Genomic DNA, 26085 nt, shown 5'->3' on the forward strand with positions numbered 1-26085 from the left:
TGTATAAAATGGACACGCCCGGAACCGTGTATACGTCCGGTGTCATCGCACCCGAGGCAGAACCTCGAATCCCTGTCTGCGATGGCTAACGGATTCCTATTGAAAGGGATTGTAATGGCTGTAAAGCACCTTAAGCCGACCTCCGCTGGTAGGCGTTGGCAGACGATCTCCGACTTCTCCGAGATCACCTGCACCAAGCCCGAGAAGTCTCTTCTCGAGCCCCTGCCCAAGAAGGCCGGTCGTAACAACAACGGCCGCATCACCACCCGCCACCAGGGCGGCGGCGTGAAGCGTCGTTACCGCGTGATCGACTTCAAGCGCAACAAGGACGGCGTGCCCGCCAAGGTTGCCACGATCGAGTACGATCCGAACCGTTCCGCTCGCATCGCTCTGCTGCACTACGCTGACGGTGAGAAGCGCTACATCCTGGCCCCCAAGGGCCTCGAGGTCGGTCAGACCATCATGTCCGGTTCTGACGCCGACATCAAGCCGGGCAACGCTCTGCCCCTCGCCGACATCCCCGTCGGTACGCTCATCCACGCCGTCGAGTTCCAGCCGGGCAAGGGCGCTGCTATCGCCCGTTCCGCCGGTAACTCCTGCCAGCTGATGGGTAAGGAGGGCAAGTACGCTATCGTCCGTATGCCTTCCTCCGAGATGCGCCGCATCCTCGTTACCTGCCGCGCCACCGTCGGTGAGGTCGGCAACGCCGATCACGCCAACATCGTCATCGGCAAGGCCGGCCGTAAGCGTCACATGAACGTGCGCCCGACCGTCCGCGGTACCGTCATGAACCCTGTCGACCACCCGCACGGCGGTGGCGAGGGCAAGAACCACACCTCTGGTCGTCCCTCTGTTACCCCCTGGGGTAAGCCGACGAAGGGCCTTCGTACGCGCAAGAAGAAGAAGGTCTCGAACCAGCACATCATTCGTCGCCGTAAGAAGTAATTTCGGATACCGAGTTTTAGGAGAAAGCACTTATGAGCAGAAGTCTCAAAAAGGGCCCGTTCGTGGAGACTCGCCTTCTCTCGCGTATCACCGCGATGAACGAGGCTGGCAAGAAGGACGTCGTGAAGACCTGGTCCCGCGCGTCCACCATCTTCCCCGAGATGGTTGGTCACACCATCGCCGTCCACGACGGCCGCAAGCATGTGCCCGTGTATGTTACCGAGTCCATGGTTGGTCACAAGCTCGGCGAGTTCGCGCCGACTCGTACGTTCCGTGGCCACAAGGCCAAATAGGGGGTTAACCGTAAATGGCAACTAAGTCTATTGAAACTGAGGCCACCGAGGTTCGCGCCGTCGCTAAGTACGTGCGTGTTTCCCCCAGCAAGGCCCGCCTGGTGGTCGATTTGATCCGCCGCAAGCCTGTCGCTCAGGCCTTCGACATCCTCCACTTCTGCGACCGCGCCGTCGCCGTGGATGTCGAGAAGGTTCTCCGTTCCGCCGTTGCGAACGCCGAGAACAACAACGGTCTGCGTGCCGACAACCTGGTTGTCGCCGCTGCCTATGTTGACGAGGGTCCGACGCTTAAGCGCATCCGTCCCCGCGCCAAGGGTTCCGCTTCTCGTATTCTGAAGCGTACTTCCCACATCACCGTCGTCGTTGCTCCTCGAAAGGAGGCGTAAAGCTGTATGGGTCAGAAAGTCTACCCCACCGGCTTCCGTCTTGGCATTACCGAGAACTGGCGCTCCCGCTGGTTCGCAGAGAAGGATTACGCTAAGACCCTCGGTAACGATCTCGAGATCCGCAAGTACCTCGAGAAGCGTCTTTCCCGCGCAGCTGTCTCCCGCGTCGAGATCGAGCGCGCTGGCGACAAGGTGAAGGTCATCATCCTCACCGCTCGCCCCGGCGTTGTCATCGGTAAGAAGGGTGCCGAGATCGATACCCTCCGCACCGAGCTCGAGAAGGTCGCTGGCGTCTCCAAGGGCCAGCTCTCCGTCGACGTTGTCGAGATCAAGCGCCCCGAGCTCGACGCCAACCTCGTTGCTCAGTCTATCGCCGAGCAGCTCGAGGGCCGCGTTGCCTTCCGTCGCGCTATGCGCAAGGCTGTCCAGTCCGCGCGCAAGGCCGGCGCCAAGGGCATCCGTATCCAGTGCTCCGGTCGTCTCGGCGGTGCCGAGATGGGTCGTCGTGAGTGGTACCGTGAGGGTCGCGTGCCTCTGCACACCCTCCGTGCCAAGATTGACTACGGCACGGCTGTCGCCAGCACCACCATGGGCGCTTGCGGCGTGAAGGTCTGGATCTACCTGGGCGAGAAGCTCCCGGGCCAGCCTGTTCCCAACCCTGCACTCGAGGGCTCTTCCCGTCCTCGTCGTCGTAACTCCGAGAGGAGGGGTCAGTAGTGCTTGCCCCTAAGCGTATTCTTCACCGCAAGGTGCAGCGTGGCTCCATGAAGGGCCAGGCCAAGGGTAATACCGAGCTGCATTTCGGCGAGTTTGGTATCCAGGCTCTCGAGGCCCATTGGATCACCAACCGTCAGATCGAGGCCGCTCGTATTGCCATGACCCGCTACATGAAGCGTGGCGGTCGTGTCTACATCACGATCTTCCCCGATAAGCCCATCACTAAGAAGCCTGCGGAGACCCGCATGGGCTCCGGTAAGGGTAACCCCGAGGAGTGGGTGGCCGTCGTCAAGCCCGGCCGCATTATGTTCGAGGTCAAGGGCGTGCCCGAGGAGGTCGCTCGCGAGGCTCTGCGTCTGGCGCAGCACAAGCTCCCCATCAAGACCAAGATCGTCGCTAAGCCTGCCGCTAAAGAGACGGCCGAGGAGGAGAACTAATGAAGCCCGCAGAGATTCGTGAGCTCTCGGACGCTCAGCTCGTTGAGAAGCTGAAGGAAATGCGCGCCGAGCTCTTTAACCTTCGTTTCCAGATGGCCACCAGCCAGCTGGACAACACCGCTCGCGTTAACACCGTGAAGAAGGACATTGCTCGTGTCCTCACGGAGCAGCGTGCCCGCGAGATCGCAGCGGAGAAGTCCGCTGTCGCCGAGTAGGACCTAAGGAGAGAACATGACTGATTCGCGTAACACGCGTAAGGTCCGTACGGGTGTCGTTACCTCTGTCTCCGGTGCCAAGACCATCGTCGTCACCATCACCGAGCGCAAGCGTCACCCCAAGTACGGCAAGATGATGACCACCTCCAAGAAGCTGCACGCTCATGACGAGGAGTGCACGGCTGGCGTGGGCGACACCGTCCGCGTTATGGAGACCCGTCCTATGTCCAAGATGAAGCGTTGGCGCCTCATCGAGGTCGTCGAGCGCGCTAAATAAGCAGTCGCTCTTACGACTTGTACGTTTCCGAAGATGTGCGTATGCCTGGCTTGCATACCACGGGCCGTATAAAGGCTGCGCACCTCTCTTCGGTTCTTAGTTCGGAGGAACATCTACCATGATTCAGATGCAAACCATGCTGAACGTCGCCGACAACTCCGGCGCTCGCAAGATTCGCTGCATCAAGGTGCTTGGCGGTTCCAAGCGTCGTTATGCAGGCATCGGCGATGTGTTCATCGGTGCTGTCCAGGAGGCTACCCCTGGCGCCAACGTCAAGAAGAAGGACGTTGTCCGTTGCGTCGTCGTTCGCACCGTTAAGGAGATCCGCCGCAAGGATGGCTCCTACATTCGCTTTGATGACAACGCCTGCGTCGTCATCAACAACGATGGTTCGCCCGTCGGCACCCGTATCTTCGGGCCCGTCGCTCGCGAGCTTCGTGACAAGAAGTACATGAAGATCGTCTCGCTCGCTCCCGAGACCCTGTAGTTAGGGGAGATATATGTATATCAAGAAGGGCGATAAGGTCCAGGTTCTCTCTGGTAAGGATCGCGGCAAGCAGGGCGTTATCCTGCGTGCTCTCCCCGCCGAGAACAAGGTCGTTGTCGAGGGCGTTTCGGTCGTCAAGAAGGCCGTCAAGCCCAACGCTGCCAACCAGCAGGGCGGCATCGTTTCGCAGGAGGCTCCCATCGACGCCTCCAACGTCAATCTCGTTTGCCCCGAGTGCGGTAAGGTTACCCGCGTCGGTCACGAGAAGGACGGCAAGAACAAGCTGCGCGTCTGCAAGAAGTGCGGCCACAAGTTCTAAGCTGCCCGCAACATCAAGTTGCTAGCAAAGGCCCGGATGCCCCACAGCACCCGGGCCTTTTTCTATCCCTACTCATTGGGGACAGACTTAAATGAGTACCCTAACTGGGTAAGCATAAATGAGCGGGTCGTGCTGTATAAATTGCTTGTGTGCGCGTTTATGCGCGTTAGATTGCGTTTAATTACGCACCTATGCGTATATATGCGCCGTTTACGGGGCAATAATGACCGTTTAGCGGTGAGATACGCAAAAACGCGCACAGACGCGCGTGTTTGTGCGAATATAGAGCTGTCAGAAATGCAAGACGTTCTATGACACAGGAGACACATAATGGCAGATTCCAAGCAGGCTCCACTCGACGCCGCGGCAGCCGCCAAAGCAGCATTTGCTTCGGTCCAGGACAAGCCGTTCCCTAACGACATCTTTACGGCTCCCGAGCTCCGTTGGGCTGTGATCGGTTGCGGCGTTATTGCCAACCAGATGGCTCAGTCCCTTGCCCTGGCCGGCCGCAAGCTTACGGGCGTTGCCAACCGCACGCTCACCAAGGCTCAGACTTTTGCCGACCAGTACGGCGTCGAGAAGGTCTATGACACGGTTGAGGATCTCTACGCCGATCCTGACATCGACGCCGTCTACATCACCACCCCGCACAACACCCATATCACCTATCTGCGCGCCGCCCTGGCGGCCGGCAAGCACGTTCTCTGCGAGAAGGCCATCACGCTCAACTCCGCCGAGCTCGATGAGGCCCGCGCCATTGCCGCCGAACACAACGTGGTCCTTATGGACGCTACCACGGTGCTCCACATGCCCTTGTATCAAGAGCTGCGCCGCCGCATGGATGCCGGCGAGTTTGGCCGCATGAACCTCGCTCAGCTCAACTTTGGTAGCTACAAGGAGTACGGCGATCTGACCAACCGTTTCTACAACCGCAACCTCGCCGGCGGTGCCATGCTCGATATTGGCGTATACGCCCTGTCCGTCATGCGCCTGTTTATGGCGAGCCAGCCCGTCGAGGTCGTGTCTCTGGGTAACACCTGCGAGACCGGCGTGGACGTTGCAGGCGGCATCGTCTGCCGCAATGCCGAGCAGCAGCTGGGCGTCGTGAGCCTTACGCTCCACTCCAAGCAGCCAAAGCGCTCGGTTATCAGCTTTGACAATTGCTATGTCGAGGTCAACGAGTATCCGCGCGCCGATCACGCGACGATCGTTTGGACCGCGGACGGTCGTCGCGAGGAGGTCGCCGCGGGCACCGAGGCTTATGCCCTGTGCTACGAGATGGCTGACCTCGAGCAGGCCGTCGCCGGCGACGATTCCAAGCGTGAGCTTCTGGATTATGCTTCTGATGTGATGGAGCTCATGACCAAGCTCCGCGCCGATTGGGGAGTCGTCTACCCCGAGGAGGAGTAAGCGATGCTTGCGGAAGATAGGCTCAATACGATTGTGTCGATGGTGCAGCAGGCTGGCTCGGTAACGGTGCCCGAGCTTGCCGATGCCCTGGGCGTGACGGCCTCTACCATTCGACGCGACCTACAGACGCTCGACCGAGCGCACCGCATCGCCAAGGTGCACGGTGGCGCGACAAGTCTTGAGCGCGCGCACGTGACGCGCGACCTAACGATCAGTGAGCGCAGTGATCTCCATAACGACGACAAGGAGCGTATCTGCGCCCGCGCCGCGGCGCTCGTGGAGCCCGAGAGCTTTGTGTACATCGATTCGGGTTCGACAACGCTCAGACTCATCGAGCATCTTCCGCATCTCGAATCGGTCACCTATGTGACTGATTCCGTGCTCCATGCTCAGCATCTCGCTGTGCGCGGCATGCGCACCGTGGTGCTGGGCGGCGAGCTTAAACCCGAGACCGAGGCGCTCGTTGGCCCCGATGCTCTGGCAACCCTAGACCGCTACAACTTTAACTGCGGCTTTTGGGGTTCTAACGGCATTGCCGCCGAGCAGGGCTTTACGACGCCCGATATCGAGGAAGCGCAGGTCAAGCGTATCTCGATGCGCCATACAGCCAAACGCTTCGTAATCTCGGACGCCAGTAAGTTTGGTATGGTGGCTCCCGTAAAATTTGCGGACTTCCGTGACGCAACGGTTATCACTGCGGGCGAGGTGCCCGCCAAGTACCAGACGATGGAAAACGTCATCACGGTTTAGCAACGGGGCGAAGTAAGGCCAAAACCACCAAAAGGTGCCTGTCCCCATTCTGGTGGTTCCGATGGCCCCGTCGGGCATGATTTCCCAGTACCCCTGTTTCCATACGACGTGATCATGCCCGCCGGGGCCATCGTATAGATATCGCTTAAAAGCGCCGTCACTTCGGTGCTATCAATCACTCAAACACAAGGTAATACGCAGGTTGTGACCCTCGGAAGGGGAGGGCTGGGCCTGCTTGTGCAAAAGGAGGAAACATGTCAGCTGCAAACGAGAAGGTGGGGGGCGGCACTTACGATGTCGTTGCCATCACGGCATGTCCAACGGGCATTGCTCACACATTTATGGCGGCCAAAGGGTTGGAAGACCAGGCAGCCAAGATGGGCGTGAGCATTAAGGTCGAGACTCAGGGTTCGGGCGGCGCTAAAAATGTACTGACCGCGGCAGACATCGCTGGTGCCAAGGGTGTCATCATTGCGGCGGATAAAAATGTCGAGCTCGATCGCTTCGATGGCAAGTCGGTTTACTCCTGTGCGGTGACGCGTGGCATTAATGACGCCGAGGAACTTATCAATATTGCGCTTGCGGGCAATGCGCCTATTCATCATGTGTCCGGCGGCGCCGCGGTACAGGCGGCTGCCGAGGGCGAATCCGAGGGTTTGGGCCGCAGGGTCTATAAGGACCTGATGAACGGCGTTTCGCACATGCTCCCCTTTGTTGTTGGCGGCGGCATCCTCATGGCGCTTTCGTTCTTGCTGGACCAGGCGGGGCTGGGCACGAGCGCATACGGCCACAGCACTCCGGTCGCGGCCTTCTTTAACCTTGCGGGCAACCAGGCGTTCAACTTTATGCTCCCCATCCTTGCGGGCTATATTGCCATGTCCATTGCTGACCGTCCGGGCTTGGCCGCGGGCTTTGTGGGTGGCTGGATTGCAAAACAGGGCTTTACGTTGGGCTATCTCACCACGGCAATGGATGCCGATGCCCAGGCTCAGCTTGTCTCTGCTGGCTTTTTGGGCGCGCTGCTGGTCGGTTTTGCCGCCGGCATTATCGTCAATGCGCTCAAGAAGGCTGCAAGCGTGCTACCCGAGTCGCTCGACGGTATCAAGCCCATGCTCATCTACCCCGTGCTGGGCATTCTCTTTACGAGTCTCTTTATGATGGCCGTTAACCCGATTATGGGCGTTATCAACACCGCCATTAGCGGCGCGCTCAACGGTCTTTCGGGCACGAGCATCGTTCTTTTGGGCATTATCTGCGCCGGCATGCAGGCGACCGACATGGGTGGTCCCATCAACAAGGCCGCATATGTCTTTGGCACCGCGGCCCTTGCCGAGCAAACGCTGCAGGGCAATATGATCATGGCTGCCGTCATGGCGGGCGGTATGGTACCGCCGCTGGTAATCGCGCTCTCCACGACGTTCTTTAAGAACCGCTGGACCGAGGCCGATCGCAAGGCAGGCCTGGTGAACTACATCATGGGTCTGTCGTTTATCACCGAGGGTGCCATTCCCTTTGCCGCGGCCGATCCGCTTCGCGTGTTGCCCGCCTGCATCCTGGGATCTGCGACCGCCGGCGGTCTGTCGATGCTCTTTGGTTGCGCGAGCCCCGCTCCGCACGGTGGCGCCTGGGTTATCGCGGTCATCACGAACCCGGTGCAGTACCTGTTGGCCCTTGCTATCGGCGCTGTGGTCGGCTGCTTGGTTCTGAGCTTCCTTAAGAAGCCTCTCGACAAGGCTACCGAGTAGCGGGAGCGGAAGGGTCTTGCCAATGGAAAGGCGGCAACGTCCACCAGGGACGTTGCCGCCTTTTGCTGTTTGGGGATTTGTCTCGATCTGTAACAGGAAGAGAGGGATATGGGTTCCAGATGTTACAAGCTAAGATATTTTTCCTGGTGGTCCCATAACGTCTCAATCTGTAACAGGAAGGCCAAAATGCGGGCTCCAGATGTTACAGATTGAGATGATTTCTCCGGTGGGATCCGAATATCTCAATCTGTAACATCTTGGGCCGATTTTGCCGAGTTATTGTTACAGATTGAGATTTTCTCTTGAGGGGGATTCGAATGTCTCAATCTGTAACGGATAGACCGGAAAACGGTTTCTAACTGTTACAGATCGAGACGTTTTGGGACCGCGGCTGAGCCATTGCGGCAAAACCACCACAAAGGTGCCTGTCCCCATTGTGGTGGTTTAGGGCTCCCAGGGGCAGGGGGCTTCGATGTGGATGTGCTCGCCGGTTACGGGATGCGTGAAGGACACGCTGTGGGCGTGGAGCATCAGACCGCAAGGGCGCGGCGTTCCGTACAGGTCGTCGCCAACTAGGGGATGACGCTCGCTCGCCAGATGCACGCGGATTTGGTGCTTGCGTCCGGTGAGCAACTCAACATCGATATACGAGCGCGTGGGCAGGCCACGGCGGCTCTTAAGGCGCTTGAGCACCTTCACGCGCGTCTGTGATGGCTTGCCGCTGGCGCCGACGCGCATCTTGCGGCTGTCGTGGCGGTCGCGGGCGATGGGCTTGTCGATGAGCTTTTCGTTCCAGTCGATCTTGCCCTCGGCGAGCGCCAGATAGTGCTTTTCGAATGCGTGGTCGATGATCATCTGGTCAAAAGCGGGTTGCGTCTGCTTGTCGAGCGAGAACAGCACCACGCCGGTGGTGTCGCGGTCCAGGCGGTTGAGCGGCTGCATGTCGGTCGCGGCAAAGCCGTCGCCCATCGCCAGCAGCAGGTCGCTGGCGTAGTCGGTAAGTGTGCGCTCGCCGGTGCCGTCACCGTGGACGATCATGCCGGCGGGCTTGTCGATGGCCATGAGCCAGGCGTCGCAGTAGAGGACTTGAGGTTCTTCGTTCACGTGTAAGCCTTTCGGTTAGCTAATTCCCACAAACATGCAGCCCGAGGTCGCCCCGCGTAGGCGGGCGGCGGGCTTGCGGCCGGCCTGCGCTGCTTCGACGGCGCGACGGACGCGGGCGACGGCACGGCCCACCTCATCCGTCTCGAGCAGTGTGCCGTCCACCATGAGACGACGGACGCCGGCATCGAGCAGCTGAGGAACCTGCGGCGTGAGGTCGATGGGGTAAGCATCGTACAAGCGAGAGCGGCCATGGATGTCGGTACGCACGGGCATGACCTTGCCGTCGATATTCTTGAGCGAGAGCTTGCGGGCACGCAGGCGGCAGTTGGCACAATCGTGGATACAGCCGTTGGCAACCTGCAGAATGCAATGCTCGCTTGTCATGACGCGCGGGCGGCCAAAGACGGTGATGCCCAGAGCCGCGGGCGCGGCGGCGCCGAGCGAGACAATCTCGTCGAGTGTGATCTCGGGCGAGAGCCAAAACGCACCGGCTCCGCGCTCGGCAAGCGCCTCCATGCAGGGCGTGTTGTGCACCGGCAGGCAAGAGCGAATCTCGGCCGTGGCGCCAACCTGGGCGGCCAGGGCAAGCTCAGAGATGTTGCCAATAGCGACCGTGGCGCCGGCAACAACCCACGGGTCGACGCGTACGTGGTCGGCGGCGCGGCAGACCTCGTCGAGTACGGGCACGATACCCTGCTCAAATGCATCGGCAGGGGAGAGTCCGACAGCCTCGAGCGCATCGGTGGTCATGTAGATGCGCGTGGCGCCCTCGGCACGAGCTGCTTCGGCGGCCTCGAGCGAGGTGACGGCGGCGCAGATCTGCGGCTCATCGCGGTAGTGCTCGGGCGTGAGGCGGGAATCACTGGTGACAATCGCCGGCAGCTCGAGCGTTTTCGCGCGCTCCTCGTACGGTGCCAGAATGGCCTCTTCCAGCGCTTTACAAGCGGCGGCGCGCACTTTATGCACGGCGGAGAAGCCCATGCCGCAGCCGGCGTCGAGCGAAACGTCAAAGCTTGCGGCCTCAAAGGGAGAGGAGCCCATGCGCCCGACGTGCTCAACCAGATCGGATGCCTCGACGGCGCGGGTCTTGGCAGCCTCGACGGTAAAGCCCGTGGTCGTGGCCGTAAGCGAAGGATCGTCGCAACAGGTGAGCGTAACGGCAAACGGCTCGCCCAGACGCGCCACAACGGACACGTCTACGGCGCGGCGGCGCAGCACATCGCGCTTGAGCGCGGCGCCGGCGGCGTCAATGGCGCGCTGACTGCGAATCACGCGGACGCGGCAGCCCTCGGGCATGCTGCGGGGCACGCGACATTCGATGATGTCACCGGCGGCGGCATCATCGGCGGCAATGGTGGTCAGGAACTGGTCAAACTCGTTATCGTGGCGAAGCTCTAGCAGGTCGCCCTTGCCCACGGGTTCAAACAGCTCAATGCGGGCGATGGCGGCGCGGCGACGGCGGTCGTCGGGCTTGAGGCCGCGCACATCGCGGTTGGCCGGGCGGCTGCCCAGCACCGTGCCCACGATCTGGCCGCGGTTGTTGGAACGCTCATAGCTCATCATCTCGTCGCCCGAGGTACCGTCCTGATAGGCGTGCGTAAAGTCGCGGTTGAAGCAGCGCTTGAGCTGGCGCTGGCGAGCGGCTTGTTCGTCCTTGGAGGTCGAAACATCGGCCAGCATATCGTCAATTTGATGACGATACACATCGACGATGGAATACACGTAATCGGGGGCCTTCATGCGGCCTTCGAGCTTGAGCGACGCGGCACCGGCGTCATACAGGCGGCGCACGAGCTGCGAGGTGTTGGTGTCGCGCGGGCACAGCGCGCGCTCGCGCCCGGCAGGGGAGAGCGTGCGGCCGCCCTCGTCGATCAGCTCGTAGGGCAGGCGGCAGGGCTGGGCACACATACCGCGGTTGGCCGAGCGGCCCGCCATGGCAAAGCTCGAGAGCAGGCACAGGCCCGAGTAGCAAAAGCAGATGGCGCCGTGGCTAAAGACCTCGAGGTCGACATCGGGCGCGGCGTCGTGGATAGCGGCGATCTCGTCGATGGAGAGCTCACGCGAGAGGGTTACGCGGTCGGCGCCCTGCTCGCGGCACCAGATGGTTCCGCGGTCGTCATGGATATTCGCCTGGGTCGAGATGTGCGTCTCGATGCTCGGCATGGTGCGCTTGACCTCAAAGAACAGGCCCCAGTCCTGGATGATAAAGGCATCGGCGCCCAGCGTGGAGCAGCGATGGATGAGCTGCAGCGCATCATCCATTTCGGACTGCTTGATGACGATGTTCACCGTGACGTAGACGCGCGAACCGGCCAGGTGCGCGGCGCGGCAAGCCTGTTCAAAGGCCTCGTCGGTAAAGTTGGTCGCCTTGCGGCGGGCATTGAAGCTGCCCATGCCGCAGTAGATGGCATCGGCCCCGGCGGCGAGTGCGGCGGCAAAGGGCTCCGGGCCTCCGGCTGGGGCCAAAAGCTCGGGCCTGCGGTTGGTGGTTCGGCTGGCGGTTGCGGTCATATCCTGCCTTTCAAAATGCTCAGATACTCAAAAGTATAGTGGCGCCGCCGCGGCAGGAGATGCCCGTGGCCCAAGCGGGATAAAGTCTTCAGCAGCTTGGGGATTCTGTCCCAGAAGAGAACCGTTCGGCGGTTCGGAGAAACCGTTAGGCAATAAATCTTTCTCGCACAATAATAAAATTCTTGCACAGCGCGAAAACCTTGGTTACTATCCAATCAAGCGCGGCATTCAGACCGAATTGTGCCTCCCGGTATGAATGCCGCGCTCCCGTTCCCTTTTGCTTGTAAGGAGAAGAGCATGAGCAAGAGCGTTGTTTCTTCTGATAACGCACCGGCCGCCATCGGCCCGTATTCCCCCGGTATCCAGACCGGCAACATGGTGTTCCTGTCCGGCCAGCTGGGCATCGATCCCGCAACCGGCAAGATGCCTGAGGGCGTCGAGGCCCAGGCTAAGCAGTCCCTTGCTAACGTCGAGGCCCTGCTGACCGCTGCCGGCGCCACGTTTGCCGATGTTGTCAAGACTACGGTCTACCTGGCCGACATCGCCGACTTTGCCGCCGTGAACGAGATTTACGCCTCCAAGTTCGAGGCCCCGTTCCCAGCGCGCAGCGCCTTCCAGGTTGCCGCCCTTCCGGCCGGCGGTCTGGTCGAGATCGAGGTCGTCGCCGCTCTCTAAGGCGTAGGCGAAAACAAGACATGACATGCAAAAGAACCCTGCAACGCGTGTGAAGCTGCAGGGTTCTTTGTGTCAGGGGTAGTCTTTTTGGGACGGGGCTATTTTAGCTACCCCTACATGCAAGATTGATTTTACTTGCGGCTCATCGAGATCACGGGCAGAGGGAGGGTAGCTAAAATAGCCCCGTCCCAAAAAGACTACCCGCGCTCCATTCTGCTCGTTAGCCCTCCTTGCGGACCTTTTGCAGGTAGCGGTATACGCTGGGCTCAGAGATGCCCAGCGCGGAGGCGGCGCAGGCCACGGCGCCCTTGAGCATAAACACGCCGTTGCCGTTGAGATGGCGGATAACATCGACGCGGTCGGCTTGGCCGAGCGAAGAAACTTCCATTCCGCGGCTTTCGAGCAACTCGGAAATACTGCGGTCGATGAGCTCCTGTGTGGACTTCGAAAGGCTTTCGACCTCGATAGGGGCGGGCTCCGTGCGCGTCGGCGCCGCGTCGAAGCACGCCACGAGCTGCTGCACCATGGCGTTGATGGAGCGCACGGTCGAGAGGTCGGTGTTGACGCAGAGCATACCGACGATCTCGTCATTCTCGCGGATAAAGTACGTCGCTGACTCCAACGTCTTGCCGCCGGCACCGCGTCCCTCGTAGCCCGTAATAAACGGCAGGTCGCGATACTTGGCGTCGTGCATGATCTTGAGTGCCAGATCGGTGGCGGGACCGCCGACCTTGCGGCCGCTCACGATGCCGTTGCGGATATCGACGATGGCGTGGTCGGGATCCGAGAAATCGTGCAGCACGATTTCGCTGTTCTTACCGAGTACCTGCTCCAAGAAATCGACCATCGGCAAAAAGCGACGTACGGTCTCGTTCACGGGCAACTCCTTTGGGTTCTATCGAAGTGTTCATAACAGTTTTTCTCATGGTAACACGCTGCCCATCATCTCGCATATCCGCAGGTACATTGCGTAATACAGACGAACGGTAGGATTTTAGCGGTAAGCAGTCGACCAAAAGAAAAGTTAGATTTTATTTTGACCAGACACTTTTCTGACCTGCGGAAATGCGTTTTCTCAGCTGAAGAATAGTCTGATAACAAAAAATTATTATTGAGAATGAGAATCATCTTTAATGCGATATGCAACGAAGGCACAACCTCAACCCCGCACTGCGTCACAATAGAGCGTGAGATGCGAAAACAACTACTTCGAGGATTGGTGGTCAAATGACCCAGGAGACGGTTACGAACGGCACTGAAGCCCTGTTCACTCGCGAAGGCATGCCTCCCGTTAAGGCTTTAGCTTTGGCGCGCTGCTGGGCGGCGAGATCGTCGGCGGCGCCGTTGCGGTCCTCTTTGGTCTGGCCTACAGCAAGATCAAGTAGCTGTTCCCGCCCGTCGTGACCGGTACGGTCATCTTCTCCATTGGCGTCTCTCTATCCCACGGCCGTCAAGTATATGGCCGGCGGTATGGGTACGCCGTTGTGGGGCACCCCGCAGGCCTGGTGCGTCGCTCTTATCACCTTTGTCGTGGTCTTTGCGCTCGCCAACTTTGGCAAGGGCACGCTCAAGTTGGGCTCCGTGTTCTTTGGCATGATCGTTTCCATCCCCTTTGGCATGATCGACTTCTCCAGCGTCGCCACCGCTCAGGTCTTCGCCCTTCCCAAGCTCATGCCCTATGCGCTCGAGTTTGATCCCGAGGTCTGCATCACCCTCGCCGCCGTGTTCCCCATGGTTGCCATCCAGGTTATCGGTGACGTCTCCGCCGCCTGCCTGGGCTCCATCGACCGTATGCCCACCGAGCGCGAACTCTCCGGCGCTATCGTGTCCCAGGGCCTCACTTCTATGGTCGGCGGTCTGCTGGGCGGTCTTCCCACCAGCGCCCTTGGCCAGAACGTGGGCATCATCTGCTCCAACAAGGTCGTCAACAAGTGGGTCTTTGTGATCATCGCAGCCGTCTTTGCCATCGTCGGCCTGTTCCCGCAGCTCTCTGCCGTTCTTTCCGCTATCCCGCAGCCCGTCATCGGCGGCGCGACCGTCGGCGTCTTTGGCACCATCACCATGAACGGCGTGCGCATGTTCACCCGCGAGGGCCTCACGCAGCGCACCACCACCATCGTCGGCACCTCCGTTGTCTTTGGCTTGGGTATCTGGATGGCCAGCGGTTGCCTTGCCGGCGAGGGTATGCCCACCTGGGTGTCCACCGTCATCGGCTCCAACGCCGTGACCCCCACCGCCATCATGGCCATCGTGCTCAACCTGATCCTTCCGCAGACGCCGGTCGCGGCTCAGCACATCGATGCTGCCAAGGACGCTGCCGTGGATCTGGTCTTGCCCGAGAGCAAGAAGTAACCAATTCGGTACTATTCGTCGGCGGACGCATCGCCTCGTCCGCCGGCGCCATGCGGCGTCAAGCCGCACTTCAAAGGGTTTGTACCTTTGGTGAAGCGTTGACGGGAGAGGGCCCGTTTCCGGTGTAGGCCGGCACTTCGCACTCCGCCATGTCAGAGGTGTCAAATCCCGCCCCTGATGCTGAAGGGAGCATCCATGCTTCTGGTCGCTAACGGTTCCGTTTTTACCCGCAACGCTCAGACCCCGTTCATTCCAAATGGTGCGGTCGCCATTGACGGAGATACGATCGTCGAAGTGGGCCCCGAGTGCGAGCTCAAGGCCAAGTACCCGGATGCCGAGTACGTCGACGCCCAGGGCAACCTCATCATGCCTGGACTCATCAACTGCCACACCCACATCTACTCGGGTCTGGCCCGCGACCTTGCCATCAAGGGCTGCAACCCCACCAACTTCCTGGAGAATCTTGAGCAGCAGTGGTGGAAGATCGACGACAACCTGACGCTCGACGGCACCAAGGCCAGCGCCTATGCCACGATCCTGGATTCCATCCGCGATGGCGTCACCACGATTTTCGATCACCATGCGAGCTTCTGCGAGATTCCGGGTAGCCTCTTTACCATTAAGGATGCAGCTCAGGAGCTGGGCATGCGTTCGTGCCTGTGCTACGAGGTCTCCGATCGCCGCAGCCAGGAAAAATGCGACCAGGCCATTACCGAAAACGCCGAATTTGCCCAGTGGGCCGCCAAGGAGCGTCGCGATAACGACAACCACATGATCGCCGCCATGCCCAACGTGGGCTGGTGCGAGGCTATGACCATGCTGTTCGAGAACAACGTCAAGATGGCCAGCAAGTACTTCGATCGTAAGCTCGGTGTGCTTGAGCCCGGCGCTGCCGCCGACGTCATCGTCATGGACTACAAGCCCTTTACGCCGCTGAGCGAGGAGAACATCGACGGCCACATGCTCTTTGGCATGATGGGCAAAACTGCCGCACCACCATCATCAACGGCCGCGTCCTGTACAAGGATCGCGAGTTTGTCGGTATTGATGAGGACAAGATCAACGCGTGGACCATGGCTGAGTCCAAGAAGCTCTGGAGCACGCTCAACGATCGCGCCTACTAATTACGAGTAGATTCACGCGCGTCGGATGTTTCGCCGCATCCGACGCGCGTATAGGCGGCCTCCGCGGGGTCGCCGGCGCTGTGCTAGCGCTACACCGTATTTGCGCCCGCCGCGCGGTCTCGCCGGGCGTTACAGAGAGGAGCTCATTATGAGCGACATCATGAGGCCGATCCCGTTTTCGCAGCTGATGAACTGGATCATCGAGGAGCACAAGACCCAGGACGCCATCTTTGGCGTGCGCAAGATGGTCACGACCAACCAGGGGGGCGCGCTTCCCATTTTTGACGAGTGCATCGAGACCCCGTTTGGCCCGGCCGCCGGTCCCAATACGCAGCTGGCCCAGAACATCGTGGCATCCTACGTGGCCGGTTCTCGTTTCTTTGAGCTCAAGACCGTTCAGGTGATGGATGGCGAGGAGCTCTCCAAGTGTGTGAACAAACCCTGCATTGTGGCGCAGGACGAGTGCTACAACTGCGAGTGGTCGACCGAGCTCGAGGTTCCGCAGGCCTTTGCCGAGTACGTGAAGGCATGGTTTGCCTGCCACCTGATCGCTCGCGAGTACGGCCTGGGAAGCCCGGACGGCTTTGTCTTCAACATGTCCGTGGGTTATGACCTCGAGGGTATTAAGAGCCCCAAGGTCGACGCCTACATCGAGGGCATGAAGGACGCCAGCGGCTCTGACGTCTGGAACGAGTGCCGCACGTGGGCGCTCGCTAACCTGGACAAGTTTGAGCATGTCGATGCCGCGTTTGTCGAGTCCATCCCGGCGCGCGTCTCCAACTCCATCACCGAGTCCACGCTGCATGGCTGCCCGCCGGCGGAGATCGAGCGCATCGCGACCTACCTCATCACCGAGAAGGGCCTCAACACCTACATCAAGTGCAACCCCACGCTGCTGGGCTATGAGTTTGCACGTCAGCGCCTCAACGAGCTGGGCTTTGACTATATCGTCTTCGATGACACGCACTTCCGCGAGGACCTGCAGTGGGCCGATGCCGTGCCTATGTTCGAGTGCCTGATTGCCCTGTGCGCCGAGCGCGGCCTGGAGTTTGGCGTCAAGCTGACCAACACGTTCCCCGTCGATGTGACGAGGAACGAGCTGCCCTCCACCGAGATGTACATGTCCGGCCGTTCGCTGTTCTCGCTGACCATCGAGGCCGCCCGCCGCATTACCGAGCAGTTCGATGGCAAGCTGCGCATCAGCTACTCCGGCGGTGCCACGGTCTACAACATCCGTGCCCTGTATGACGCCGGCATTTGGCCCGTCACCCTGGCGACTGACGTGCTCAAGCCCGGTGGCTACGAGCGCTTTAGCCAGATGGCCGGCGAGTTTACCGATCTGGACGGCAAGCCGTTCGCGGGCGTCTCTCTCGACGCCGTGACCGCGATTCAGACCGATTCGCTCACCAACCCGCTCTACAAGAAGCCGCTGCGCCCGCTGCCCGACCGCGAGGTCGCCGGCAAGAGCCCGCTTTCCGACTGCTTTACCACGCCGTGCCGCACGAGCTGCCCCATCCAGCAGGATATTCCCGCCTATCTGGCGGCTGTTGACGAGGGCCGCTACGAGGACGCGCTTAACATCATCATCGAGCGCAACGCCCTGCCGTTCATTACCGGTACCATCTGCCCGCATCCCTGCGGCCGTTCCTGCGAGCGTGCGTTCTACGAGCCCGAGGGCGCCCAGATCCGCGCCAGCAAGCTCAAGGCCGCCCGCGAGGCCATGACCGCCGTGCTGCCCAAGCTGCGCGCCCAGGCCATCGCCAACGACGGCGAGCGCAACGTTGCCGTTATCGGCGGCGGCCCTGCCGGTCTGGCGACGGCGTTCTTCCTGACGCGTGCTGGCGTGCCCGTCACCATCTTTGAGGCCCGCGACTCGCTCGGCGGCGTGGTCCGTCACGTGATCCCCGAGTTCCGTATCGCCAGCGACGATATCTACCACGACGCCGAGCTCTGCCTGGCCTTTGGCGCCAAGGTGCAGCTCAACGCTCGCGTGGATTCCATCGACGAGCTCAAAGCCCGGGGCTTCACCGACGTGGTCGTGGCCACCGGCGCCTGGATACCCGGCTTTGCGGGCTTGGGCGAGGGCGCCGAACTCGACGTGCTGGAGTTCCTCGAGGCCGCCAAGAAGGGCGAGAAGCTCGAGCTGGGCGAGGACGTCGTGGTCATTGGCGCCGGCAACACCGCCATGGATGCTGCCCGCGTGGCCAAGCGCCTGGCAGGCGTGAAGAACGTGCGCCTGGTGTATCGCCGCACCAAGAAGCAGATGCCCGCCGACGAGGAAGAGCTCGATCTTGCTCTTGCCGACGGCGTTGAGTTCTGCGAGTTGCTGGCGCCCAAGGCGCTCAACGGCGCCGTGCTGACCTGCGATGTTATGGAGCTTGGCGAGCCGGATGCAAGCGGCCGTCGCAGCCCCGTCGCCACGGGCGAAACTGTTGAGCTTCCCGCCACCACGGTGATCTGCGCCGTGGGCGAGGGCATCGATGCCAGCCTGTACGATGCCGCGGGCGTCGAGCACGACCGTCGCAGCCGCCTTGCCGCCACCTCCACCGGCGTCGAGGGCGTCTGGGCTGCCGGCGACTGCCGCCGCGGTCCGGCCACCGTGGTCGAGGCTATCGCCGATGCCGCCGAGGTTGCCCGTGCCATCGCCGGTGTGGACTTTGACAGGTACGCCGACTGCAACGAGCAGGCCGGTCGCGAGGATACCTGCTACGAGCGCAAGGAGTCGCTGTGCCGCGACAAGCGCAACTGCACCAAGACTCGCTGCCTGGGCTGCGGTTCGGTGTGTGAGGTCTGCTGCGACGTGTGCCCCAACCGCGCCAACGTTGCCATTAAGGTGCCGGGCCTGGCCAAGCATCAGGTCGTCCATGTCGACGGCATGTGCAACGAGTGCGGCAACTGCGCCGTGTTCTGCCCCTACCAGGAGGGTCGTCCCTACAAGGACAAGCTCACCCTGTTCTGGAGCGAGCAGGACATGGAGAACTCCGAGAACGAGGGCTTCCTGGCCGTGGACGAGAACCACTTTAAGGTCCGCGTCGCCGGTACGGTCCGCACCGTCTCGGTCGATGCCGTCAACACCGGTCTGCCCGAGGCCGTCCGCCTGACCATCAAGGCCGTGCGCGACAGCTATCCGTACCTCCTTAAGAAATAGGCGAGTCTCTTATGGCCAAATCCATTCAACATAACGTGGCCTACGTTGCCCGCGGAAGCGGTTGCGCCTCCGCAGGCGGCGACGCCCGCTGCGTGGGCGATGCCATTGTGTTGGTGGTCGCCGAGGACGAAGCGACGCTCGAGAAGGCCAAGAAGCTCGTAAAGATCGATTACGAGCCGCTGGAGCCCGTGCGTAACATTGTCGAGGCCAAGGCTGCCGACGCCCCTCACCTGCACGACAGCTTCTTTGCCTTTGGCAACACGGTGTAGCTCAAGGACAACGTGTGTCAGTGCCGCCATGTGACGCGCGGCGACGCCGCCAAGGCGCTGGCGGAGAGTGCGTTCACCGTGACGCAGCGCTTTACCACGCCCTTTACCGAGCATGCCTTCTTGGAGCCCGAGTGCGCCGTTGCCTTCCCGTACAAGAACGGCGTCAAGGTGCAGTCGACCGACCAGGGCGCCTACGACACGCGCAAAGAGTGCGCCCACATGTTTGGCTGGGATAGCGAACCCGAGCGCGTGGTTGTAGAGACCATGCTCGTGGGCGGCGGCTTTGGCGGCAAGGAGGACGTGTCCATCCAGCACCTGGCCGCGCTTGCTGCCTATAAGCTCCAGCGTCCTGTGAAGTGCAAGCTCACGCGTGCCGAGTCGCTCGCTTTTCATCCCAAGCGTCACGCCATGGACGGCACCTTTACACTGGGCTGCGACGCCGAGGGCAACTTTACCGGCCTGGACTGCGAGATCAACTTTGACACCGGCGCCTACGCGTCGCTGTGCGGCCCGGTGCTCGAGCGCGCCTGCACGCATGCCGTCGGCCCCTACAAGTACCAGAACACCGACATTCGCGGCTTTGGCTACTACACCAACAACCCGCCCGCCGGCGCGTACCGCGGCTTTGTTTTTGCAGGACGTTGCCGAGGCATGTGGCCTGCCGCTTCACTGCATTGCCAACGGCGAGTGCTCCACCGAGAACGCTCCCGACTCCGGCACCACGTCTGGCTCGCGACAGACGGTCGTGACTGGCGAGGCCGTGCGCGGTGCCGCCTTCCTGCTGCGCGATGCCATGCTTGACATCGAGGCCGGCAAGTCTGCGCCCGCCGCTCCCGTGAATGCGCATGGCGACGGCGTCAAGATCGAGTACGACGACGGTCGCGCCTATCAGCTGCACACGCAGGAGCTCGTCGCCGGCCAGGGTATGCATCCTCAGGATCCCGCGGCCGCCATCAAGGCGCTCGAGGGATGTGAGTTTGGCTACGTGTACCTGGAGCCGACCGACAAGCTGGGTGCGGATGTTCCCAACCCCAAGAGCCACATCTGCTACGGCTTTGCCACACATGTGGTCATTTTGGACGATGACGGCCGCGTGAGCGAGGTCTATGCCGCGCACGATTCCGGCAAGGTGGTCAACCCCATCTCCATCCAGGGTCAGATCGAAGGTGGCGTGCTCATGGGTATGGGCTATGCGCTTACCGAGGGCTGGCCGCTCAAGGACTGCGTACCCCAGGCAAGGTACGGTACGCTTGGGCTGTTCCGTGCGCCCGAGATTCCGGATATCCACGCCATCTACGTGGAGAAGGACGAGCTGCTGCCCGTGGCATACGGCGGCAAGGGCATCGGCGAGATCGCAACGATCCCCACGGCGCCCGCCGTGCAGAACGCCTATCGCGCGTTTGATGGCAAGCTGCGTCCGGATCTGCCCATGGTGGATACGCCCTACAGCCGCGTCCGTCACCGCGGCTAGGGTAGGGCGCGGACGGCCATTGCTGACAGATCGTCCGCGCTCAACATCAACTGTATATGCCGTGCCTTCCATCGCCCCTCGGTCACAACAAAAGCCCGACCCCTCTTTCGAAGGGCCGGGCAGGAGGCATTGGATTATATGAGGCAGAACCAAAAAACCGCCGCATCGCTCAATCGCCCAAGCGCCGCGGTGTGTGCGGCAACCATGTCTAGGCGGTCATGCCACCGTCGACGATGAGCTGCGTTCCCGTTACGTAGCTGGAATCATCGCTCGCAAAGAACACGGCGACCGTGCCAATCTCACGCGGCTCTCCGCCGCGACCCATGGGAATCTTTGCCAGCGTGTATTGGGTGAATTCGCCGTCGCGCGGCATCATCTCGGAGAAGATTGTTCCGGGACAGATGGCGTTGACGCGAATGCCCTTGGGAGCGAGCTCCGCGCCCATCGAGCGAGTGAACGAGAGCGTGGCAGCCTTGCTGGCGCCGTAGCTGCTCATACCGGGGCAACCGCCAAGGCCGCCGATGCTTGCGACGTTGACGATTGCGCCGCCGTCCGTCATGGCTTTGACGGCAAGCTGCGTGGCATAGACGTAGCTGTGAAGGTTGAGGGCCATCACGCGGTCGAAATCGTTGGCGATGTCCATGGTCTCGACCTGGAAGTTAGTCATCATGCCGGCGTTGTTGACCAAGATATCGAGTTTGCCATACGCCTCGATGGTCGCGGAAAAGAGCATATCGACATCCTGCTCGTTTGTCATATCCGCCTGCACAAAGGTCGCGTCATGCCCAGCATCGCGGAGCTCCTTTTCGAATGCCTCGCCCTTTTCGCGGCGTCGACCGCAGAAAACGACCTTGGCACCTTCCTCGCAATAGCACCAGACGACACCCTGGCCAATGCCCGACGTCGCGCCCGTGACGATTGCGACCTTTCCATCAAGTTTGCCCATCTGTTCCCTCCGTTATGTTGCGAATTACGGTATCAAAACCGCTGATAAACTAAGTTTGGTCTATTTCATTCGGCATTACTAGGGGATAAAATATCCAAAAATGTTCATAAGAGAACACATAATTAACCATCATTCATTTCGCGAAGCCGGTAATCCATGAATCGCTCGAGGAAAGCATACTTAGAGGCACTTGTCGAGTTACTGCGAACAAAGTCGTATTCCAAGATAACGGCGAGTGACATCATCGGTCGTAGCGGCTACGGACGCACGGGTTTCTACCGTCAGTTCTCGGACAAAAATGCGCTCGCCGCCGCGCTCGTCAAAGAGCATACCGCGATGTATGCTCGAATCCTCGCGAACGATCTGCGCGATTCGCAGTGCAACATGGAGGACATGGTGCGGCATATCCTCGAACACGTAATGCAGCATCGAGCGGAGTACCATGCCATTCTGTCGTCGCAGATTCCTGGGCACGGCTTCGATGAGTTCTGTGTGTGCGCTCGTCGATTTTCGCATTATGGCGAACGCTCGCCCCAACTGCTCCGATGCCGAGCTCGACTATGACCTGTTCTACTATGCGACCACGCGCCAGTTCGCGGATTATCTGCGCTACTGGGATGCTCACGGATATGAGCCAGCTGCACCACAAATGGCCAAGCGCATCGCAGGGGTGATTGACCACTTGTCGCCGGGGGACGCCTTGCGTTTTGAGAATTCGGATGGCGCGGAGAGTAGGGGAGACGTTGGGCTGATCTCGTTTGCCGAGCTGTCCTAAATTAGTGCCGCGGGTAAAATAAGGTCGACGGCAGCCCAAGTGGTGGAAAGCTGGGCGACGCCGTTACTTAGATCAAGGGGTCAATGCCTTAACGGCGTCGACCCCTCTTCTTTTTCTTCGAACGCTGCTTGAGTGCCTTGGAAAGTCCGACAAGCGCTCGTAGGGCGGATTTGCCCCGGTGCTTCCGGGACATTCCACGTGTGGCGGGGCGCCGCCTCTTTCGCATGCGTGCCGATTGCCATATTACGTTATAGTTAGCTATATTATAGGAAGGTATAATATAGCTAACTATAACGTAAAGGAAGGGAGGCCCTATGTTTATCGGAAGAACAGCGGAAATGTCCGAGCTCAATCGACTGTATGACGCGGGTTCATTTGAGATGCCTGTGATTTACGGCCGTCGTCGTGTGGGTAAAACGCGTCTTATCACAGAGTTCATCCAAGGCAAGAAGGCTATTTACTTTCAAGCTCGTCGTACTAACGCAGAGGCAAACCTGCACGGCTTTAGCCAGGCGATACTTGCGGGCTCGGTTGGTGCTGCAGGTGTGTCGTTTCGTAGCTTTGACGAGGCGTTTGATGTATTGGCCACCATGGCTCGCACGGAACGTTTGATTGTCGTGATTGACGAGTATCCCTATCTCGCCCAATCGAATCCCGAGATCAGTTCGTTGCTGCAAGACAAGATTGATCACCTGTACAAAGAGACTAGGCTCATGCTTATCCTGTGCGGGTCGTCGCTTTCGTTTATGGAAGAGCAGGTGCTGGGCTACGAGAGTCCGCTATACGGTAGGCGTACGGCCCAGTTTAAGATCATGCCGCTCGATTTTACGACGACCCTCGGCCTGTGGCACGACATGGATCGCGAAGACGCTGCGGTTTGCTATGGCATGACGGGCGGCATTCCTGCATATATCGAGAAAGTCGATCCTGCCGCACCGCTCAAGGACAACATCAAACGTCTTTTTCTTACTCCTACGGGCTATCTCTTTGAGGAGCCGAGTAACCTGCTATTGCAAGAGTGCCGCAATCCCGAGCAATATGATGCGATTGTGCAGGCAATTGCCCAAGGGCGCTCGAAGATCTCGGAGATTGCGAGCTCTACGGGAATCCCTGCGAGCAACGTAAAGAGCTATGTGGATAAGCTGGCGTCGCGTGGGATTGTCGAGCGCGAGCTGCCCCTAAACGAGACGAGCAATAAGCGAGCCGTGTATCTGCTGAGCGACCAGATGTTTAGGTTCTGGTACAAGTTTGTTCCGCAGAACATCGGGCTGATTCAAAACGATATGGCTGAGATGGCGTATAAGCGCATTGAGCCGCACGTATCGGATTACATGGGTACGGTCTTTGAGCTTATATGCAGACAATACGTGTACGAACTTGCGCGGGCGGGCCAGCTCGATGTGGTTCCGGCGAGCGTCGGGCGCTGGTGGGGGACGGATAATCGCACGCATACGCAGGAAGTAATCGACTTGATTGTTGACGATGGCGAGGGCACTGCGCTGTTTGCGGAATGCAAATGGCGCAATGAATCGCTGGGCGAAGACGTGCTGCAAAAGCTCGTGCATCGAAGCGAGCTCTTTAGACGGCAGTATAAAAGCTACGTGATCTTCTCGAAGCGTGGCTTTACGCAAGGATGTCAGGAAGCTGCGGCGAGCAGGGGAGATACCAAGCTGATTTCGTTTGCCGAGATGTGCGAGCGGAGATAACCAAGCGCGCTCTGATGTGATGCTCGGAATGGGATGCGCTTTACTTTTGCAACCCTTGGCGGAAAGCGTGTCCCAGATTTCGGCTTCAGAATGGGATGCCGTTTCCGGATCGGCCCTCAGGCGGAAACTACGACCCGGAATTTGGCTCCAAAACGGGATACGCTTTCCCGGTGGCATCTCTAGCGGAAACTGCATCCAGGAATGAGCTCTCGGAACGGGACACGCTTTCCCATCGGGGCCTCAAACGGAAACCGTGTCCCGGAATCGAGCCTCAGGGTGGGACGCATTTTCCGGTAGAGGCCTGGGACGGAAGGCGTGTCCCAGAATCCGGCTAATCCGATGGCCAGGTGGTTGAGCGAGCGGGCTCCGAGGCTCCATTACTGAAAATTCATTTGTTAAACCTGGCAACCGTGGGTAGAATAAAGTCGACGGCAGCCCAAGGGTGATAGCTGGGCAGCGCCGTTACTTAGTTCAAGGGGTCAATGCCTTAACGGCGTCGACCCCTCTTCTTTTGCTTCGTACGCTGCTTAAGTGCCTCGGAAAGTCCGATAAGCGCCGTGAGGAGCGAGACCAAAGCGGTCAGGAGCTTCACGAAATCAATCAGATCGGTCATGGGCATCACCTCCCGTCGCATGGAGGGCGCTGCCCGGCACATGGAACTGCCGTCAACAACTGCCATTCTATCAAAGCGCGGTCATAAATACGAATATATGTTCGATAATAACAGCAACGTGATTCCCTCGAATAGCAGCCTTTCGTAAGGGCGGCAGAAGACGACGCTGGGCGATTGGGGATAGACGCGCAGGTCTTCGTCACCGAAAGCCCGTTTGATTAACCAGCCCTCTGTAGGTACACTGCATATTGATGGGCTCGGGATGACCGCTGATTCAAGTCACCGGGCCTAAATCTTTTTCATGCATTTGAATAGAGCGGGCGACTCTCTTGGGGCGGTCTGCATGGCGTGCGACCGGAGCATGGTATTGCGTCCCGCTTTCATGTCCGCGCGGGCGCCTATCCTTACGGCAATGCAGCCGCCTATGTAGCAAGCGGCAGTTGACGGAGAAAGGCCATAACCGTGTCAGCTGAAAAGACGCTGGGTATCTCGGCTATCGATACGACGAACTTTGCGCGCCAGATCGTGCTGGACTTTGAGTTTGCGCCGGTGCCAAAGCAGCGCCAGCGCCGTGGGCTGCGCAATGAAATTATCGAGGTCGGCGCTGTTAAGCTCGATTACCACGGCAACATTATGGGCGAGTTCTCGCAGTTTGTGCAGACGGAATTTACCGAAGGCGTTGCGTTCCCCGTCCGCGAGCTCACTGGGATATCGGCCGTGGACACAGCGATGGCCGATCCGCTCTACGTGGTGATCAAAAGGCTCAACGATTGGATTGGTCGTTACTCCGCCCAGGTGGTCTGTTGGAGTGGGGCGGACCGCCGGCAGCTTATGACCGAGTGCCAGGCAAAGCACATCCATCTTTCCGCATTTCCTACGGACTGGGCCGACCTGCAGGCGTTTTACACCTCGATCATGGACGTGGGCAGCCACGGGCGCGTCTCGTTGGGCGACGCGGCAACGTGGTTTGGCATCGAGTTTGACGAGTCGACGGGTCACGCTCACAGCGCCCTTGCCGATGCGCGCGTGACCGCCAAGCTGCTCAAGCAGATGATGGACGGGGACTACCGCGTGAGCCCGCGCGCCCAGGAAGTCCGCCAGCGGTGGGGGATGGGCGAGCGAGCTCAGACGCGCCTTTCCAACAAGTGCCCCGAGCTGGGCGATCTGCTGCTGAAACTGAAAGCGGAGGGGAGATAGGGGGCGGACATCATTGTCGTTTTCGCCTGCGAAGAAGGAATCAACTAACTACAAAGTGTGGATGGCTTCTAGTGAAGACTTAACCACCAGATTATGAAAGGGTTAGCGGGCCATTGGGGTTGCAGTGTTCACCCGTCGCAAGACGTTGCTCGTTCAAATTGGGACGCTCCGCATCCGATGAAATGGTTGATGCGGAGCGTCCCTAGAGACCTG

The 26085-nt window shown here is 60.0% G+C and carries 26 protein-coding genes and 2 pseudogenes; 23 read left to right on the top strand and 5 right to left on the bottom strand.

Going from position 1 to position 26085, the window contains the following annotated elements:
• Positions 1–114 precede the first annotated feature (114 nt).
• The 12 genes from rplB (at position 115) to DWX25_RS01755 (ending at position 7981) form a co-directional block, all read left to right on the top strand.
• Entirely contained in the window at positions 115–945 is an 831-nt protein-coding gene (gene rplB / locus DWX25_RS01700) for a 50S ribosomal protein L2 (protein WP_055250219.1), read from the top strand.
• A gap of 32 nt (positions 946–977) precedes the next feature.
• Positions 978–1238, top strand: coding sequence for a 30S ribosomal protein S19 (gene rpsS, locus DWX25_RS01705; RefSeq protein ID WP_006235035.1), 261 nt, complete (start codon positions 978–980; stop codon positions 1236–1238).
• 14 nt (positions 1239–1252) lie between these two features.
• Entirely contained in the window at positions 1253–1624 is a 372-nt protein-coding gene (rplV, locus tag DWX25_RS01710; RefSeq protein ID WP_006235036.1) for a 50S ribosomal protein L22, read from the top strand.
• A 6-nt stretch (positions 1625–1630) separates the two neighbouring features.
• Positions 1631–2341 carry a 30S ribosomal protein S3 gene (gene rpsC, locus DWX25_RS01715; RefSeq protein WP_006235037.1) on the top strand — a complete coding sequence of 237 codons (711 nt, stop codon included), beginning with the start codon at positions 1631–1633 and terminating at the stop codon, positions 2339–2341.
• Complete coding sequence (rplP, locus tag DWX25_RS01720; RefSeq protein WP_117734329.1) at positions 2341–2778, top strand: 50S ribosomal protein L16; 438 nt, start codon at positions 2341–2343, stop codon at positions 2776–2778. Before rpsC ends, rplP begins: the two co-directional genes overlap by 1 nt.
• Entirely contained in the window at positions 2778–2993 is a 216-nt protein-coding gene (gene rpmC, locus DWX25_RS01725; protein WP_006235039.1) for a 50S ribosomal protein L29, read from the top strand. The genes rplP and rpmC overlap by 1 nt, the downstream gene beginning before the upstream one ends.
• Positions 2994–3009: 16 nt before the next feature.
• Complete coding sequence (gene rpsQ / locus DWX25_RS01730) at positions 3010–3270, top strand: 30S ribosomal protein S17 (RefSeq protein WP_117734330.1); 261 nt, start codon at positions 3010–3012, stop codon at positions 3268–3270.
• Positions 3271–3388: 118 nt separating this feature from the next.
• Positions 3389–3757 carry a 50S ribosomal protein L14 gene (gene rplN, locus DWX25_RS01735; RefSeq protein ID WP_117734331.1) on the top strand — a complete coding sequence of 123 codons (369 nt, stop codon included), beginning with the start codon at positions 3389–3391 and terminating at the stop codon, positions 3755–3757.
• Between the two features lie 13 nt (positions 3758–3770).
• Entirely contained in the window at positions 3771–4076 is a 306-nt protein-coding gene (rplX, locus tag DWX25_RS01740; protein WP_099432059.1) for a 50S ribosomal protein L24, read from the top strand.
• 330 nt (positions 4077–4406) lie between these two features.
• A complete protein-coding gene (locus DWX25_RS01745; RefSeq protein WP_117743068.1) occupies positions 4407–5486 on the top strand; it encodes a Gfo/Idh/MocA family protein in 1080 nt (359 codons plus the stop codon).
• Positions 5487–5489: 3 nt separating this feature from the next.
• The gene (locus DWX25_RS01750) at positions 5490–6236 is read left to right on the top strand and encodes a DeoR/GlpR family DNA-binding transcription regulator (RefSeq protein WP_117743067.1); all 747 of its coding nucleotides are present in this window, start codon (positions 5490–5492) and stop codon (positions 6234–6236) included.
• 254 nt (positions 6237–6490) lie between these two features.
• Complete coding sequence (locus tag DWX25_RS01755; RefSeq protein WP_117743066.1) at positions 6491–7981, top strand: PTS fructose transporter subunit IIC; 1491 nt, start codon at positions 6491–6493, stop codon at positions 7979–7981.
• Between the two features lie 444 nt (positions 7982–8425).
• Here the strand turns inward: DWX25_RS01755 and DWX25_RS01760 are convergent, their stop codons facing one another.
• Together DWX25_RS01760 and DWX25_RS01765 are read right to left on the bottom strand one after the other, a co-directional pair.
• Positions 8426–9085 (bottom strand): RluA family pseudouridine synthase, encoded by a 660-nt coding sequence (locus DWX25_RS01760; RefSeq protein WP_231501551.1) that lies wholly within the window; start codon positions 9083–9085, stop codon positions 8426–8428.
• Between the two features lie 15 nt (positions 9086–9100).
• Entirely contained in the window at positions 9101–11596 is a 2496-nt protein-coding gene (locus DWX25_RS01765) for a U32 family peptidase (protein WP_117798568.1), read from the bottom strand.
• 297 nt (positions 11597–11893) lie between these two features.
• Between DWX25_RS01765 and DWX25_RS01770 the strand changes: the two genes are divergently transcribed.
• Positions 11894–12271 carry a RidA family protein gene (locus DWX25_RS01770; RefSeq protein ID WP_117798570.1) on the top strand — a complete coding sequence of 126 codons (378 nt, stop codon included), beginning with the start codon at positions 11894–11896 and terminating at the stop codon, positions 12269–12271.
• 220 nt (positions 12272–12491) lie between these two features.
• Here DWX25_RS01770 and DWX25_RS01775 read toward each other — a convergent pair whose 3' ends face one another.
• Positions 12492–13148: a transcriptional regulator gene (locus DWX25_RS01775; protein ID WP_233505179.1), complete on the bottom strand. Its 657-nt coding sequence runs from the start codon at positions 13146–13148 to the stop codon at positions 12492–12494.
• 593 nt (positions 13149–13741) lie between these two features.
• Between DWX25_RS01775 and DWX25_RS01780 the strand changes: the two genes are divergently transcribed.
• The 6 genes and pseudogenes from DWX25_RS01780 to DWX25_RS09600 all read left to right on the top strand — a co-directional run bounded on the left by DWX25_RS01780 (position 13742) and on the right by DWX25_RS09600 (position 20635).
• Positions 13742–14623 carry a uracil-xanthine permease family protein gene (locus DWX25_RS01780; protein ID WP_233505601.1) on the top strand — a complete coding sequence of 294 codons (882 nt, stop codon included), beginning with the start codon at positions 13742–13744 and terminating at the stop codon, positions 14621–14623.
• A 195-nt stretch (positions 14624–14818) separates the two neighbouring features.
• Positions 14819–15757, top strand: coding sequence for an amidohydrolase family protein (locus tag DWX25_RS01785; RefSeq protein ID WP_233505181.1), 939 nt, complete (start codon positions 14819–14821; stop codon positions 15755–15757).
• A gap of 138 nt (positions 15758–15895) precedes the next feature.
• The gene (gene ygfK, locus DWX25_RS01790) at positions 15896–18895 is read left to right on the top strand and encodes a putative selenate reductase subunit YgfK (protein WP_117798572.1); all 3000 of its coding nucleotides are present in this window, start codon (positions 15896–15898) and stop codon (positions 18893–18895) included.
• A gap of 11 nt (positions 18896–18906) precedes the next feature.
• The gene (locus DWX25_RS09590) at positions 18907–19164 is read left to right on the top strand and encodes a hypothetical protein (RefSeq protein ID WP_233505182.1); all 258 of its coding nucleotides are present in this window, start codon (positions 18907–18909) and stop codon (positions 19162–19164) included.
• A gap of 30 nt (positions 19165–19194) precedes the next feature.
• A pseudogene (locus tag DWX25_RS09595) lies at positions 19195–19734 on the top strand (molybdopterin cofactor-binding domain-containing protein); the annotation flags it as partial.
• Positions 19735–19795: 61 nt separating this feature from the next.
• Positions 19796–20635, top strand: a complete 840-nt coding sequence (locus DWX25_RS09600; protein ID WP_233505183.1) for a molybdopterin cofactor-binding domain-containing protein — start codon at positions 19796–19798, stop codon at positions 20633–20635.
• A gap of 208 nt (positions 20636–20843) precedes the next feature.
• On the opposite strand, the gene DWX25_RS01805 is transcribed toward DWX25_RS09600, so the two are convergent.
• Complete coding sequence (locus DWX25_RS01805; RefSeq protein ID WP_117734339.1) at positions 20844–21581, bottom strand: SDR family NAD(P)-dependent oxidoreductase; 738 nt, start codon at positions 21579–21581, stop codon at positions 20844–20846.
• A gap of 156 nt (positions 21582–21737) precedes the next feature.
• On the opposite strand from DWX25_RS01805, the pseudogene DWX25_RS09780 reads away from it, so the two are divergent.
• The 3 genes and pseudogenes from DWX25_RS09780 to DWX25_RS01815 form a co-directional block, all read left to right on the top strand.
• Positions 21738–21839, top strand: a pseudogene (locus DWX25_RS09780) (hypothetical protein); the annotation flags it as partial.
• Between the two features lie 184 nt (positions 21840–22023).
• On the top strand, positions 22024–22356 hold the full coding sequence (locus DWX25_RS09375; RefSeq protein WP_233505185.1) for a hypothetical protein: 333 nt from the start codon (positions 22024–22026) through the stop codon (positions 22354–22356).
• A 314-nt stretch (positions 22357–22670) separates the two neighbouring features.
• Positions 22671–24062: an ATP-binding protein gene (locus tag DWX25_RS01815; RefSeq protein WP_117798576.1), complete on the top strand. Its 1392-nt coding sequence runs from the start codon at positions 22671–22673 to the stop codon at positions 24060–24062.
• 487 nt (positions 24063–24549) lie between these two features.
• Here the strand turns inward: DWX25_RS01815 and DWX25_RS09740 are convergent, their stop codons facing one another.
• Positions 24550–24675 (bottom strand): hypothetical protein, encoded by a 126-nt coding sequence (locus tag DWX25_RS09740; protein ID WP_255412934.1) that lies wholly within the window; start codon positions 24673–24675, stop codon positions 24550–24552.
• Between the two features lie 462 nt (positions 24676–25137).
• On the opposite strand from DWX25_RS09740, the gene DWX25_RS01820 reads away from it, so the two are divergent.
• Entirely contained in the window at positions 25138–25872 is a 735-nt protein-coding gene (locus DWX25_RS01820; protein WP_158557548.1) for a 3'-5' exonuclease, read from the top strand.
• Positions 25873–26085: the final 213 nt, after the last annotated feature.

It is taken from the genome of Collinsella sp. AF18-8LB (assembly GCF_003459795.1).
Taxonomy (GTDB): domain Bacteria; phylum Actinomycetota; class Coriobacteriia; order Coriobacteriales; family Coriobacteriaceae; genus Collinsella.